A 13,364-nucleotide genomic window follows, 5' to 3' on the forward strand; every position below is an offset into this window, starting at 1 on the left:
GAATTGGCGTTAACGACATTAAGCGTGCTAATATCGCCATATGACCAACGCGCACACGACCGAAATCGGCATATTAATCTATCCCGGCTGTCAGATGGCGGCGGTGCTGGGGCTGACTGATATCTTGCGCGAAGCAAACCGGATGGCGCAGGAAAAGCTGCCGCGGCGCAGTTCGGCATTGCTGCAGGTGAGCCATTGGGAAAGGGAAGAGGATGACGCATTGCCCCGGCGCATCTTCGCAAGCGGCGATGGGGCGCCCTCGCCCCCTGCCGTGCTCGTGTTGCCCCCCGCTCTTGAACATAAGATCTCGCCTGAGGAGGCGCGCAGCTATGCCGCGTGGCTGAACGCCCTGCATGACAAAGGCACGACCCTGGCCTCAGTCTGTGGCGGCGCCTTGATCTTGGGCGAAACCGGGCTGTTCAAAGGCCGCACGGTCACGACCCACTGGGCCTATCGCGACATCATGCGTGCACGCTTCCCCGAAGCCATATTGGATACCGACCGCCTGATGATCGACGATGGCGACATCTTTACCGCTGGTGGGGTCATGGCATGGACCGATCTGGGCCTGACACTGGTCGACAGATTTCTGGGTCCGACGGTCATGATGGATACATCCCGCCTGTTCCTGATCGATCCGCCAGGCCGGGAACAGCGATATTACAGCGCTTTCGCCCCCAATTTCACCCATGGCGATGCGCAGATCTTGAAATTACAGCATTGGTTGCAAAATACGCAGGCCAGCCAGACCGATCTCAGCAGCCTTTCGCGCGTGTCGGGCCTGGAGGAAAGGACATTGCTACGCCGTTTTCGCAAGGCGACCGGATGGACGACCAGCGAATATGTCCAGCGTCTGCGCGTTGCCAAGGCACAGGACCTGCTCCAGTTCAGCAATTCCCCGGCCGACCGAATCGCCTGGGACGTCGGCTATCAGGATCCCAGCGCTTTCCGCCGGGTCTTCCGCCGCATTGTCGGCCTGACCCCATCGGATTATCGCCGCCGCTTTGCCGGATAGGCCGCCAGCGACTCAGCCGCCAAAGAAGTTCAGTTCCAGCAGGATATTGTTGGGGTCGGACGTAAAAATCTGCCGCAGGCTGATCGCTTCGACCAGATTCTCCTGATAATTGGCGCCGCGTGCCTTCAGCCGGTCCAGCACGGTTTCATAGCCTTCACATTTCAGCGCCACGTGATGCAGCGCCCCGGTCAGCGAGCCCGGCTGTACGTCGCGATCATAGGCGCGCGGGCAGTCCACGGAATTGATGTGAATTATCGCACGCTCTGCCGCATCAAACATCCAGGTCGCATTGTCGGGTGTCAGAGGGGGCGGCGCATCCCGCCGCTCAAGATCGAGCAATTCCGCGTAGAATTGTGCGGTCTCGTCCAATCGGTCGGTGATGATGTTGATGTGATCGAGGGACTCGACTCGCATCTTATGGCTCCTTAGTCGTAATGTGCGATAAGACTTGCAGACACCGATAAAAATAGTATGTGGTGCTTACAAATTCGCATATGAGTTTTCACCTGAGAGAGGAAGCTAACATGGCCGCAAACCTTGAACAAAAACTTCAGCAGCAATCGTCGGTCGTCGACATGCTGCGCAACTCGCAGATCGGTGCCTATGTGTATCCGGTTGTTGCACCCGAATTCCACAACTGGCGCAGCGAACAGTGGGCATGGCAGCACAGCGCCGTCCTGTTCGACCAGTCGCACCACATGGTTGACCTTTACATCCGCGGCAAGGACGCTCTGAAGCTCCTGACCGAAACGATGATCAACTCGCCCAAGGGCTGGGAAGTCAACAAGGCAAAGCAGTACGTCCCCACGACACCTTATGGCCACGTGATCGGCGACGGCATCATCTTCTGGCAGGAAGAAGAAGAATTCGTCTATGTGGGCCGTGCGCCTGCTGCTAACTGGCTGGTTTATCAGGCTGAAGTCGGCAAGTATGACGTCGAAATCACCTATGACGACCGTTCGCCCAGCCGTCCGATGGGCAAGCCCATCAGCCGCATTTCCTGGCGCTTCCAGATCCAGGGCCCGAAGGCCTGGGACATCATCGAGAAGCTGCACGGCGAAAAGCTCGACAAGCTGAAGTTCTTCAACATGAGCGAAATGCGCATCGGCGACAAAACTGTTCGCACGCTGCGTCACGGCATGTCCGGCGCTCCGGGTCTCGAAATCTGGGGTCCGTATGAAGACAAGGACTACATCAAGGATCAGATCCTCAAGGCTGGCGAAGAATTCGGCATCGTGCCGGTCGGTAGCCGCGCTTATCCGTCCAACACCCTGGAATCGGGCTGGATCCCCTCCCCGCTGCCCGCGATCTACACCGGCGACAAGCTGGCTGACTATCGCAAGTGGCTCGGTGCGGACAGCTACGAAGCCGTGGGCGCGATCGGTGGTTCCTTCGTCTCCGACAAGATCGAAGACTATTACCTGAACCCGTGGGAACTGGGCTATGGTCCGTTCGTGAAGTTCGACCACGACTTCATCGGCCGCGAAGCTCTCGAAGCTCTGAACCCGGCTGAACAGCGCAAGAAGGTCACGCTGGAATGGAACAGCGAAGACATGGCGAAGATCTTCGCCTCGCTGTTCGATCCCGAAGGCGGCGTGCCGTACAAGTTCTTCGACCTGCCGCTCGCCAACTATGCCAACTCCAACTACGACTCGGTCGTGGATGCTGGTGGCACCAATGTCGGCCTGTCGATGTTCACCGGCTATTCCTTCAACGAGAAGAAGGCACTCAGCCTCGCCACCGTGGATCACGAAATCCCCGAAGGCACCGAATTGAAGGTTATCTGGGGCGAGCCTGATGGCGGTTCCAAGAAGACCACGGTTGAGCCGCACAAGCAGATGGAAGTTCGTGCGATCGTTTCGCCGGTTCCTTACTCTTCCGTTGCTCGTGAGAGCTACGCACAGGGTTGGCGTACCGAGCGTTAAGCTCTGGCGACAAGCTAAAGAAAAGGCCCCCGGTTTCGGGGGCCTTTTTGTATCTGGCGTTCTGGTCAGTAGAGATGGACGCTGTGGGCAATGCTGCCGCGCGCCACCCGGTTGCGGGCCATCACACCCCCTTCGTCAGTCGGCGAATTCAGCCACCATCAGGTCTGGTCGGTCGGTGGTGATGGCATCAACCCCGATATTGTAAAGCAGCCGCGCCGTACCGGGATCATCCACGGTCCAGGCCCCCACTTCCAGACCCGCTTCGCGTGCCGCGGTGATGTCCTGCGGCGTAAAGTCCGCATAGGCGGCATCCCAGCCAAAGGCACCCTCTGCAGCAATAGTCGGCACGATTCCGCCTTCCTGAAAGCTCTCACGCCCGGTCATGGCCTGCATGATGGTGTCTGCAGGCACCGGGAAACTCTCTGGATGAAGGCGCGCCGCGCGTTCGATGTCATAGCTGAGATACACCAGCCGCAAATCGGGTGCGATGGCATGGAGGGCGCGCAATACATTCCAGTCGAAACTGAGCACTTTGGTCCGGCTGGCAAAATCTGCCTCGGCAAGGGCTTGCGCCACTGCCTGCGCCATCACTTGCGGGTCAGAGGATGCCGCACCCATGATCGGGGCGGATTTGATTTCCAGCCACAATTCACTGTCATCATCATGCTGTGCCATCAGCGCCAGCAATTCGCCAAGCAGCGGCACCGGCACATCATCATGCGCCTCCAGATCCGGGTGCTGTGCCGCATAATCGCTGGCCGGATCGGGCCGCCCGACATCATAGCGACGAATCTCGGCCAAGGTCATCGCCCGGATCGGAGTTTGCGGCGCATTCCACTGCTGGTCCGGCCCGCGCGCCAGATCGGCATCCAGCGTAAAATCATGGTTGAGCACCAGCTGACCGTCCTTGGTCAGCAGCACATCGGTTTCCACCCCATCAGCGCCCAGATCCAGGGCATTCTGAAAGGCGATCAGCGTGTTTTCCGGCTGCAGTTGCGCGCCCCCGCGATGCGCAATAATCAAGGGGCGCCCGTCACGGGCATGGCTGGGAAAAGCCTCCTGCGCGGTCACGGCAGAGGGGGCCGCGATCAAGGTGGATGCGGCAAGCAACCCGGCCAGCACGGGGCGGATCATCATTGTCATGGTAACTTCCTTCAGTGAACCTTACCGGCTGCCTTTAGGAAGTTGCTGTTCCGCTTTTATGACGGCGCACGGGGGGCTGTGCGCTGCGGCCCGCCCCCCTTTGGCTTAAGCGTTATCCGCGCTTGGTCAGCGCGGCCTCGGATTCCGCCATCAGGCCGGAAATAATCTCAGCCACGGGTTCTTCCTGCTTCACCATGCCGACCGACTGGCCCGCCATCAGTGAACCGTTTTCGACATCGCCATCAACCACCGCACGGCGCAGCGCGCCGGCCCAATAGCGTTCGATCTGCAATTGCGCCTCACCCATCGCCAGCTCTTCGGTATCCAGCTTGCCGGCCACATCGCGCTGCTTCACGTTGAATGCTTCGGTGCCCTTGTTCTTCAGCGCGCGCACCGGAATAACCGGCAGGCGGGCATCCACCTGAACGCTGGTGATCGCATCGCGCGCATTGGCGCGGAAAAACGCCTTCTTGAAATCCGGATGGGCAATGCTTTCGGTGGCGCAGGCGAAGCGGGTGCCCAGCTGCACGCCAGCCGCGCCCATTTCCAGATAGCCGGCAATGGCCTCACCGCGTCCGATACCGCCCGCCACGAAGACCAGATGATCTTCAGCCAGAGCGGGCAGGAATTCCTGCGCCAGCACGCTGGTGGAAACCGGGCCGATATGGCCACCTGCCTCCATCCCTTCGATCACCAGCGCATCGGCGCCCGAACGGAAGAGCTTCTTGGCCAGTGCAATGGTCGGCGCGAAGACGATAACCTTGGCCCCAAATCCCTTGATCGCTTCCACACTGCCCTTGGGCGGAATCCCGCCAGCCAGCACCACATGGCCAACCTTGTGCTTGCCGCACACCGCAATCAGATCGGTCAGATCGGGATGCATGGTGATCAGGTTCACGCCGAAGGGTTTGTCCGTCAGTTCTTTCGTGCCGGCAATTTCAGCATCGAGCAGATCCGGCGTCATCGCGCCGCAGGCGATCACGCCAAAGCCGCCACCATTGGAAATGGCCGCCACCAGATTGCGCTCCGAAACCCAGCTCATCGCCCCGCACAGAATAGCGTGCTCCGTACCGAGGAATTCGGCACCGCGCCGCATCAGTTCATGGGTCTTGGGAAAATCCGTCATTGCGCACATCTCTTGGGGATAAAGGAGGAGCTTTGCGCCCTAGCCAGACCGCCGTCTCTGAGCAAGCAGCCTTTTGCCAGAGAGGACAATGACCTGCATGGCGCAATCGATCGGATGCGTCGATAACTATAAGCAGTTTAATCCATTTTCCCGCTGATCCCACGTCAGCTAAACCTTCATCAGGAGCTCGTGCTCCCTCGGTCGGAGCGTGTTGACCCCGTCTGGCTCCGATCTCCTGACCCCGCGCCTCCCCCTTGGGCGCGGGGTTTTGTTTACTGTGCCCCCCTGACCCGATAATGCACAATAGCTGTAAATATAGCGGGGGTTTGAATGCGACGGATATTTATGGGCGCGGCACTTATTCTTGTGCCGAACGCCGCGCTTGCTGATGACGAAGTCCATTATGGAGCCCCTGCCCAATGGGTCGCACCCCCGCCGCAATCTGATCTCTCACCTCCGAAAGGTGGGGCCTTCTTCGTCGAATATAATGATCAGCAGGCCCATCTTGATCAGGACGGGCTGCAGATTTTCTCGACCTATCGCGTAAAACTACTGCGCCCCGAAGCCCTGCAGGTCGGCAATATCAACCTCGTATGGCAACCCGATATGATGGACGTCACCGTTCACCGCGTCAGGATCATTCGCGAGGGTGAAGAAATAGACGTTCTGGCGGATCAGAAGTTCAACATCTTCCAACGCGAAGGCCGGTTGGAGCAATCCATGCTGGACGGGTTGCTGACTGCGAACCTGCAGGTGTCGGGCCTGCGCGTCGGCGATACGATCGAATTTGCTCAAACCCTGAAAACGCGCGACCTGACTTTTGGCAATCGGGATTTCGGCATGATGCTCTGGCCGGCGCAGCTTGGCCCGGGACTTTTCCGGATGCGGCTGGAGTGGGAAGATAAAGCCAAACCGCGCTGGCATTTGAGCCCTGACCTCGCCGAAATCATCAAACGCAGCGATCACAGCATCGAGGCATTGCTCACCAATCCCGGCGACTTCAACGCGCCTGACAGGGCCCCTGTCCGCTATAAGGTCGGGCGCATGATCCAGTTTAGCGATTTTTCCGACTGGCAATCCGTCTCACGCGAGGCAGAGCGACTTTACGAGACCAGCGGGCAGCTCGATGCAGTGCCCGAACTGCGCGAAGAAGCGCGCCGCATCCGCCGCGAAAACGCCACTGAGGCCGCACGCGCCAAAGCGGCTCTGAAGCTGGTGCAGAACCAGATCCGCTATGTCTATTCAGGCATGGATGGCGGCAATTTCACCCCTGCGACCGTGGCCGAAACCTGGGACCGGCGCTTTGGTGACTGCAAGGGCAAAACGGTGATGCTGCTGGCATTGCTCCGTGAAATGGGGATCGAGGCCGAAGCCGTCCTGGTCCCCACGGGCGGCGGGGATGGCTATGATGCGTTTCTCCCCAGCCCGGATCTGTTCGACCATGTTCTGGTGCGCAGCAGGATAGATGGCAAAAGGGGGTGGCTTGATGGAACCCGCACGGGAGATCCGCGACTGATGCGGGATCACGATGTCGGCTATCGCTTTGTCCTGCCTCTGAGCACGATGGGCAATGATTTGCTGGAAATGCCGTTCGAGCCGCGCCAGCAGCCCTCCGAACTGACCTATATCGATATCGATGCCTCGGCCGGAACGGAGCAGCCCGCAGACGTGACCAGTGTCCGCGTCCTGCGCGGAGATGGCGCAATCCAGGTCGGCCTGGCACTTCAAAGCCTGCCAGAAGATCAGGCGCTTCAACGGCTCAAGACGAGCGGAGACAATGACTGGCTGAAAGTGGATGATGTCAGCTGGACATTCGATGGTGAGGCTGCCGCGCTGCGCCTGACCTATGAAGGCACAGCCGAACTGGACTGGGATGAGGACAAGGATGGCGATTTCGACTACCTCACCTATTATCTGCCCGGCGGCGGTTTCTACAAGCCCGCCAAGCTCGAACGCCCTGCCGATCAGGATCAGGACGCCCCCTTCGCCAACGATCCGAACCGCTTTTCCTGTTCGGTAACGCGGATGGTCCTGCCCGAACTGACCGAAGGCCGATGGACCCTGACCGCGAGAGCGATCAACGAGAATTACGCGGGAGTCGATTATTATCGCAGCGCCAATCTCGACCACGGCGTGGTCCGCCTCTTGCGATCATCACGCACCGTCCAGCGCGAGATTCCCGCCGCTGCCAGCAGCGCGATCAATGCCAAGCTGGAGGCTTTCGACAATGACAAGGTCATGGTCAATTCGGAGAATCGGGAGGGCGATTCAACCGAGATCGTCGACCCCGCGATGCCCGATTTGCGAGAGGTCGACTGGATGTACGATACCGCAGCCTGCACCCCGGGGGCGGAGAGCTAGGCCTTCGCCCCAATCACCGCCGCGTTGAATAATCGATACGAATGCGGACCCACGAACCGATCTGAGGGCGCCCGCCCACGCGCGGCGGGCGGACCTTGAACTGCCAGGCGGCGGCGAGCACCGCACGGGCAATATTGGATCCCTTGGGGCTCTCCCCAAGCTCGACACAATCCTCGACCCGGTAATTGGGCGCAGTCTTGCAGGCGATCAGGCCCCAGCCGGGGCCCTGTGCAGTGGAGAGATAGCCCGATAATTCGCCATCACGCGGCTCCCGGTACCAGCTTGCCGCATAAAGCGGCTCGCCATTGGGCGCGGTGCCGACCTGTTCGCTGTCACCGGGAAAGCCGGTATCGGGCGGACCATAGGCCGGTGGTCCCGATGATGGCTTGGGCGGAGCCTTGGGCGCCGGCCGGGGCGTGATATCAGCCTTTGCCATATTCTGTGGCGAGAGCGGAATCAGCGCCGCACGTTCGGGCATGGGTTCCGCCTGGGTTTCAACCGGCGTATCGGGTTGCGGCTGCTGCGGGGTATCCGGCTGCGGCCGGGGATCGGGCGGCTGCGGGGCGGCATCGGGTGCCGCCTCATCCTCACTCGCACTGTCATTCGCCGGCTCTTGCACATCGAAGGTAGCGACGGTGGAACTGACAAATTCCGGCTTTTTTTCACCCGCCTGCAGGGTCAGCAGCAAGGCGAGCATGGCGATTTCCAGCAGGATCGCCATGGTCACGCCGACGGCACGCTGACCATATTTCTCGGTCAAACGCTCAAGCCAGGGAAAGGCTGAAATCAGGCGATAGTGAGACATAGAGTGTCCCTTAGCGCCCCCGGATGTCGCTGATTGCGCGCCTGACGGCACACCCCTGTCTCACCACCCCTCAGCAATACGGGATGGCGGGTGGTCATAGCGGCTACTCTCAGGCCGCCTCGTCAGTGGCATCAAGGCCGTAGGCCGTGTGCAGCACGCGAACGGCGAGTTCGGTTTCATCCTCGTCAATCAGGACCGATACCTTGATTTCCGACGTCGAAATGGCCTGCACATTGATGCCGCGATCGGCCAGCGTCTTGAACATGGTGGCGGCGACGCCGGCATGACTTTTCATCCCCACACCGACGACACTAATCTTGGCCACATGGGCATCGGTGATGATGCGGTTATAGCCAATCGCCTCGCGCTTTTCCTCCAGCAGTGCCTGAGCCCGGGCGAGATCCGCCTGCGGCACGGTGAAGGTCACGTCGGTTTCACCCTTATCGCGGCCGACATTCTGGATGATCATGTCGACATTGATCGACGCATCGGCCAGCGGCCCGAAAATGCTCGACACCGCGCCGGGTTGGTCCGGCACGCGGGTCAAGACGACGCGCGATTCGTTCTTGTCATGGGCGATACCGGTAACCAGCTGGCGTTCCATATCCACATCTTCCATTTCATCGTCAGAGACGATCATCGTGCCGGGCATATCATCGGCAAGGGGGGCGTTTTCGTCGACGAAGGATGACAGCACCTGAATGCGTACATTTTCCTTCATGGCGAGGCTGACCGAACGGGTCTGCAGAACCTTGGCCCCGACCGAGGCCAGTTCCAGCATTTCCTCATAGGTTACATATTTAAGTTTGCGCGCCTTGGCCACGATCCGCGGATCGGTGGTGTAGACGCCATCGACATCGGTATAGATATCGCAGCGATCGGCCTTCACCGCGGCGGCCACGGCCACGGCCGATGTGTCCGACCCACCGCGCCCCATCGTCGTGATGCGGTTTTCCATCGAGACACCCTGAAAGCCGGGAATCACAGCAATTTCGCCCGATTGCATGGCTGAAATCAGCGCTTCGGAATCAATATTGTCGACCCGGGCCTTGCTATGCGCCTCGACCGTTTTCATCGGCAATTGCCAGCCGAGCCAGCTGCGGGCCTTGCAGCCCATGCTCTGCAGCGTGAGGGCGAGCAGGCCGGATGTGACCTGTTCCCCGCTGGATACCACCACATCATATTCCGCCGGATCGTAAAGCGCATTGGCTTCCCGGCAGAAATTGACCAGGCGGTCGGTCTCGCCCGCCATGGCAGAAACAACCACGGCAACTTCATGCCCGGCTTCCTGATGGCGGCGCACAATATTGGCGACTCGCCGGATACGCTCGGTCCCGGCCATGGATGTGCCACCGAATTTCATCACGATACGGGCCAATTCGTGCTGACTCCTGCTGGTACGAATACTCGCGCGCTGTTAAGGCTGGAACATGCCCAATGCAACCATCCCATCTGAAACTATTCGCCCCGAAGAAGCCGCACACTTCGGAGCGCTGGCGGCCGAATGGTGGAATCCCACCGGATCATCCGCCATGCTGCACAAGTTGAACCCGGTTCGGCTGGGCTTCATTCGCGAGGCGATTGACCTGCATTGGGGCGGTGATATCCGGGGTTTGAAGCCACTTTCAGGCAAAAGGGCACTGGATGTCGGCTGCGGCGCAGGGCTGCTTTGCGAGCCGCTTTCCCGCCTGGGCGCCGACGTAACCGGAGTAGATGCGGCAGCAGAAAATATTGCCGCCGCCACGGCCCATGCACAAGGTTCCGGCCTGCCGATTACCTATTCGCATGGTGAGCTGGATTCGCTCGGTCTGGGTCAATTCGATCTGGTGACTTCGATGGAAGTGATCGAACATGTGGCGGACAAGCCGGCATTTGTTGCGGCCCTGGCACGGCATCTGGCCCCCGGCGGGCTGATGGTGCTGTCGACCCCCAACCGCACGCCTGCATCACGCCTGCTGCTGGTGGGCGCGGCGGAAGCACTGGGTGCTGTTCCGCGTGGCACGCATCACTGGGATGATTTCATCACACCGGGAGAGTTCACCGAATTGCTGGAAAGCGCCGGTCTGACCACGGGCATGATGAAAGGAATCAGCTTTTCCCCGGTCAAGGGCCTGCACCTGTCCGACGACCTGGCGCTGAATTATATCTTCACCGCCCGGCATCAGGATTAAGTCTCAGGCAAAGCCGGACTCATTCGCGTCCTCGCGCTTGACCACCTTGTGCGAGTCTTCGTTCAGACCGCTCTTCCAATAGGACGAGATATAGAGCTCGTCGCGCCCCAGTTGTTTCTCCCCATGGAAGAAGTCACGCAGCGCGCGCATGGCGGAAAATTCGCTGGCTGACCACGCATAGACCGCGCCCTCGCCCCAATCGAAGCTCTTCACTTTTTCAGGCAGCGGGCTTTCGGCGATACCAGGATGCGTGTTCACCACGGGCACCATTTCCATAGATGCCGGCAAGTCCACATCGGGCACATCCGCTTCATCCTGCACTTCGAGCACGACCATGCCCTTCGCATTGGCGGGGAGCTGCTCCAGATTGACGCAGATGGCGGGAATCGCGGTCATGTCGCCCACCACCAGATATCGGTCCTTATTGGCTGGCAGAGGCTTGGCCGGTCCCGGCCCGCCAACCAGAATTGTGTCGCCGGGCTGAGCGGACACCGCCCATAATGTGGCGGGGCCTGCATCGCCGCTTTCGACGCCATGCAGCACGAAATCGACATCGATCTCACCCTCGCGCTGGGCACGGATAGTATAGGTACGCACGACCGGCTTGGCTGATCCATCCTGCTCCAGCCGCAATTTTACATAACCACCCGCCTGATCGGCAGGGAAACCGTCCAGCCCTGCTCCGCCCAGCGTGATGCGCAGCATGTTGGGGGTTACCTTGCGGCTGGCGATAACTTCCAGCTGGCGAGGTTCGGGGCGGGATTGTGCCATGGATGTCTCCGAATTAGGTGTATGTGCCGTGTCAGGCCAGGGCAGCCTGCCAGCGGGCTTCATCAAAACCCACCAGCAATTGGCCACCATGTTCGACCACCGGTCGCTTGATGATGGATGTGTGCTCCGCCATGATGGCGGCAGCTTTTTCGGCATCAATATCAGTCTTCTGCTCTTCCGGCAGTTTACGGAACGTGGTGCCGCGTTTGTTCAGCAGCGGCTCCCACCCGATCTGGTCGATCCAATGATACAGCCGGTCCGGCTCGATGCCCTGCTTCTTGTAGTCGTGGAAATTATAGGCGATTCCCTGCTCATCCAGCCATTTGCGCGCCTTCTTCATCGTGTCGCAATTGGGAATGCCGTAAACGGTCACTGTCATCTTCAAGCCTCTTGGTACGAATTTGGTACGCAGCCCGCATTATTGCAAGTGCAACGCAAAAACAAATCTAGGGATCGTGCCGGAAATCATGAATCCGGGGATCTGCACAGGCGAACAGAGTGTAGCTTTGATAATAGCTCTGCCGCCCGTGACGCTGCACGATCCGATGGTCTGCATGGGCGCCCCATGCCCGGGCGCTCGCTTCATCATCCCATTCGCTGAGCGCGACCACTTCGCCATCGTCACTCAGATAGGCTTTGAAGCTGCGAAAGCCGGGCTGCTGTCTGGCCAATGCTTCCATCCGGGCATTTTCCGTATCGTAAGCCTGCTGGTCAATATCGGCGCGTTTGCGATTGCGGAATACGACCAGATACATTCTATTTCGATCCGCCAAGATGCGCATCGGCAATCGCCACAGCCAGCGCATCGGCGGCATCGGCCCCGGCAATTTTAGCAGCAGGGAGCAGCACTTTCAGCATTGCCTGCACCTGTGTTTTTTCCGCCGCGCCAGTCCCGACCACTGCCTTTTTAACAAGGCGTGATGAATGTTCCGCGACAGTCAGGCTCATCCGGCCACAAGCGGTCAGAACCGCACCGCGCGCATGGGCGAGTTTCAGCGTCGATTGGGGGTTCTTGTTGACGAAGACCTCTTCCGCCGCAGCGCGGTCGGGTTGATAGGTCTCGATCACGGCAATCACCGCATCATGCAAATGCAGCAACCGTTCGGGCAGCGGCGCCTTGGCATTGGTGGCCACCTGCCCATTGGCAATATGGGTAAGCCGCGGACCCTCGACCCGGATCACCCCCCACCCGGTGCAGGTGAGCGAAGGATCGAGGCCGAGAATCAGCATGGAAGGGACTTAACCCAGCTTCTCCATGATTTCGTCCGAGACTTCATAATTGCCCCAGACGGTCTGCACGTCATCATCATCTTCCAGCGCGTCGATCAGCTTGAACAGCGTACCGGCATCGCCTTCTTCCACATCGACCGTGAGGTTCGGCTTCCACGCCAGCTTCACGCTTTCCGCTTCGCCGAGCGACTTTTCAAGCGAGCCTGCGACTTCATGCAGCGCTTCCATCTCGGTCCAGATCGTGTGGCCGTCTTCGCTGCTTTCGATATCGTCGGCGCCCGCTTCCATCGCGGCTTCGAGAATCTTGTCCTCATCGCCGGCACTGGCCGGATATTCGATCAGCCCCTTGCGCTCGAAACCGTGGCTCACCGCTCCGCTGGCCGCCAGATTGCCGCCATTCTTGGAGAAAGCGGTACGGACATTGGTCGCCGTGCGGTTGCGATTGTCGGTCAGCGCTTCAACGATCAGCGCGACACCCGCCGGGCCATAGCCTTCATAGCGGATTTCTTCATATTCATCGCCCTCATTGGCCGATGCCTTGTCAATCGCGCGCTGGATATTGTCCTTGGGCATGGACAGCGCCTTGGCGTTGTTTACCGCCAGGCGAAGCCGCGGGTTCATATCCGGATCGGGCATGCCCGATTTCGCCGCCACGGTGATTTCGCGGCTGAGCTTGGAAAACTGTGCCGAGCGCTTCTTATCCTGCGCGCCCTTGCGGTGCATGATATTCTTGAACTTGGAATGGCCTGCCATGGGAACCTTCGGAAACTGTCTTTCGGGATGAGGCAGGCCCATCGGGCACCACCTGTCGCGGCGC

14 protein-coding genes are annotated in these 13,364 nt (G+C 59.7%); 4 read left to right on the top strand and 10 right to left on the bottom strand.

What is annotated here, in order from left to right:
• Positions 1-40: 40 nt before the first annotated feature.
• Positions 41-1,015 (top strand): GlxA family transcriptional regulator, encoded by a 975-nt coding sequence (locus GRI91_RS06515; RefSeq protein WP_160735798.1) that lies wholly within the window; start codon positions 41-43, stop codon positions 1,013-1,015.
• 12 nt (positions 1,016-1,027) lie between these two features.
• Here GRI91_RS06515 and GRI91_RS06520 read toward each other — a convergent pair whose 3' ends face one another.
• Positions 1,028-1,429 (bottom strand): VOC family protein, encoded by a 402-nt coding sequence (locus GRI91_RS06520; RefSeq protein WP_160735799.1) that lies wholly within the window; start codon positions 1,427-1,429, stop codon positions 1,028-1,030.
• 110 nt (positions 1,430-1,539) lie between these two features.
• Between GRI91_RS06520 and ligM the strand changes: the two genes are divergently transcribed.
• Entirely contained in the window at positions 1,540-2,940 is a 1,401-nt protein-coding gene (gene ligM, locus GRI91_RS06525; RefSeq protein WP_160735800.1) for a vanillate/3-O-methylgallate O-demethylase, read from the top strand.
• Between the two features lie 135 nt (positions 2,941-3,075).
• Here the strand turns inward: ligM and GRI91_RS06530 are convergent, their stop codons facing one another.
• On the bottom strand, positions 3,076-4,083 hold the full coding sequence (locus tag GRI91_RS06530) for a glycerophosphodiester phosphodiesterase family protein (protein ID WP_160735801.1): 1,008 nt from the start codon (positions 4,081-4,083) through the stop codon (positions 3,076-3,078).
• A gap of 112 nt (positions 4,084-4,195) precedes the next feature.
• The gene (locus tag GRI91_RS06535; protein ID WP_160735802.1) at positions 4,196-5,209 is read right to left on the bottom strand and encodes an NAD(P)H-dependent flavin oxidoreductase; all 1,014 of its coding nucleotides are present in this window, start codon (positions 5,207-5,209) and stop codon (positions 4,196-4,198) included.
• A 330-nt stretch (positions 5,210-5,539) separates the two neighbouring features.
• Between GRI91_RS06535 and GRI91_RS06540 the strand changes: the two genes are divergently transcribed.
• Positions 5,540-7,570: a DUF3857 domain-containing protein gene (locus GRI91_RS06540; protein ID WP_160735803.1), complete on the top strand. Its 2,031-nt coding sequence runs from the start codon at positions 5,540-5,542 to the stop codon at positions 7,568-7,570.
• Between the two features lie 13 nt (positions 7,571-7,583).
• Here the strand turns inward: GRI91_RS06540 and GRI91_RS06545 are convergent, their stop codons facing one another.
• Positions 7,584-8,375 (bottom strand): hypothetical protein, encoded by a 792-nt coding sequence (locus GRI91_RS06545; RefSeq protein ID WP_160735804.1) that lies wholly within the window; start codon positions 8,373-8,375, stop codon positions 7,584-7,586.
• 109 nt (positions 8,376-8,484) lie between these two features.
• A complete protein-coding gene (locus GRI91_RS06550) occupies positions 8,485-9,753 on the bottom strand; it encodes an aspartate kinase (RefSeq protein WP_160735805.1) in 1,269 nt (422 codons plus the stop codon).
• 52 nt (positions 9,754-9,805) lie between these two features.
• Between GRI91_RS06550 and ubiG the strand changes: the two genes are divergently transcribed.
• Complete coding sequence (gene ubiG / locus GRI91_RS06555) at positions 9,806-10,546, top strand: bifunctional 2-polyprenyl-6-hydroxyphenol methylase/3-demethylubiquinol 3-O-methyltransferase UbiG (protein ID WP_160735806.1); 741 nt, start codon at positions 9,806-9,808, stop codon at positions 10,544-10,546.
• A gap of 3 nt (positions 10,547-10,549) precedes the next feature.
• On the opposite strand, the gene GRI91_RS06560 is transcribed toward ubiG, so the two are convergent.
• The 5 genes from GRI91_RS06560 to GRI91_RS06580 form a co-directional block, all read right to left on the bottom strand.
• Positions 10,550-11,317, bottom strand: a complete 768-nt coding sequence (locus GRI91_RS06560; protein ID WP_160735807.1) for a siderophore-interacting protein — start codon at positions 11,315-11,317, stop codon at positions 10,550-10,552.
• A 31-nt stretch (positions 11,318-11,348) separates the two neighbouring features.
• Positions 11,349-11,696: an ArsC family reductase gene (locus GRI91_RS06565; protein ID WP_160735808.1), complete on the bottom strand. Its 348-nt coding sequence runs from the start codon at positions 11,694-11,696 to the stop codon at positions 11,349-11,351.
• A 67-nt stretch (positions 11,697-11,763) separates the two neighbouring features.
• Positions 11,764-12,072, bottom strand: a complete 309-nt coding sequence (locus tag GRI91_RS06570; RefSeq protein ID WP_160735809.1) for an antibiotic biosynthesis monooxygenase family protein — start codon at positions 12,070-12,072, stop codon at positions 11,764-11,766.
• Position 12,073: 1 nt separating this feature from the next.
• Positions 12,074-12,547: a crossover junction endodeoxyribonuclease RuvC gene (gene ruvC, locus GRI91_RS06575; protein ID WP_160735810.1), complete on the bottom strand. Its 474-nt coding sequence runs from the start codon at positions 12,545-12,547 to the stop codon at positions 12,074-12,076.
• Between the two features lie 9 nt (positions 12,548-12,556).
• Positions 12,557-13,300, bottom strand: coding sequence for a YebC/PmpR family DNA-binding transcriptional regulator (locus GRI91_RS06580; RefSeq protein ID WP_160735811.1), 744 nt, complete (start codon positions 13,298-13,300; stop codon positions 12,557-12,559).
• Between the last annotated feature and the right edge of the window lie 64 nt (positions 13,301-13,364).

This window comes from Altericroceibacterium endophyticum (assembly GCF_009827595.1).
Lineage (GTDB): Bacteria > Pseudomonadota > Alphaproteobacteria > Sphingomonadales > Sphingomonadaceae > Altericroceibacterium > Altericroceibacterium endophyticum.

Excerpts from the sequence above, each read along its gene's own strand:
- GRI91_RS06515 (WP_160735798.1), top strand. The coding sequence starts at position 41 with ATGACCAACGCGCACACGACCGAAATCGGCATATTAATCTATCCCGGC.
- GRI91_RS06520 (WP_160735799.1), bottom strand. The coding sequence starts at position 1,429 with ATGCGAGTCGAGTCCCTCGATCACATCAACATCATCACCGACCGATTG.
- ligM (WP_160735800.1), top strand. The coding sequence starts at position 1,540 with ATGGCCGCAAACCTTGAACAAAAACTTCAGCAGCAATCGTCGGTCGTC.
- GRI91_RS06530 (WP_160735801.1), bottom strand. The coding sequence starts at position 4,083 with ATGACAATGATGATCCGCCCCGTGCTGGCCGGGTTGCTTGCCGCATCC.
- GRI91_RS06535 (WP_160735802.1), bottom strand. The coding sequence starts at position 5,209 with ATGACGGATTTTCCCAAGACCCATGAACTGATGCGGCGCGGTGCCGAA.
- GRI91_RS06540 (WP_160735803.1), top strand. The coding sequence starts at position 5,540 with ATGCGACGGATATTTATGGGCGCGGCACTTATTCTTGTGCCGAACGCC.
- GRI91_RS06545 (WP_160735804.1), bottom strand. The coding sequence starts at position 8,375 with ATGTCTCACTATCGCCTGATTTCAGCCTTTCCCTGGCTTGAGCGTTTG.
- ubiG (WP_160735806.1), top strand. The coding sequence starts at position 9,806 with ATGCCCAATGCAACCATCCCATCTGAAACTATTCGCCCCGAAGAAGCC.
- GRI91_RS06560 (WP_160735807.1), bottom strand. The coding sequence starts at position 11,317 with ATGGCACAATCCCGCCCCGAACCTCGCCAGCTGGAAGTTATCGCCAGC.
- GRI91_RS06565 (WP_160735808.1), bottom strand. The coding sequence starts at position 11,696 with ATGACAGTGACCGTTTACGGCATTCCCAATTGCGACACGATGAAGAAG.
- GRI91_RS06570 (WP_160735809.1), bottom strand. The coding sequence starts at position 12,072 with ATGTATCTGGTCGTATTCCGCAATCGCAAACGCGCCGATATTGACCAG.
- ruvC (WP_160735810.1), bottom strand. The coding sequence starts at position 12,547 with ATGCTGATTCTCGGCCTCGATCCTTCGCTCACCTGCACCGGGTGGGGG.
- GRI91_RS06580 (WP_160735811.1), bottom strand. The coding sequence starts at position 13,300 with ATGGCAGGCCATTCCAAGTTCAAGAATATCATGCACCGCAAGGGCGCG.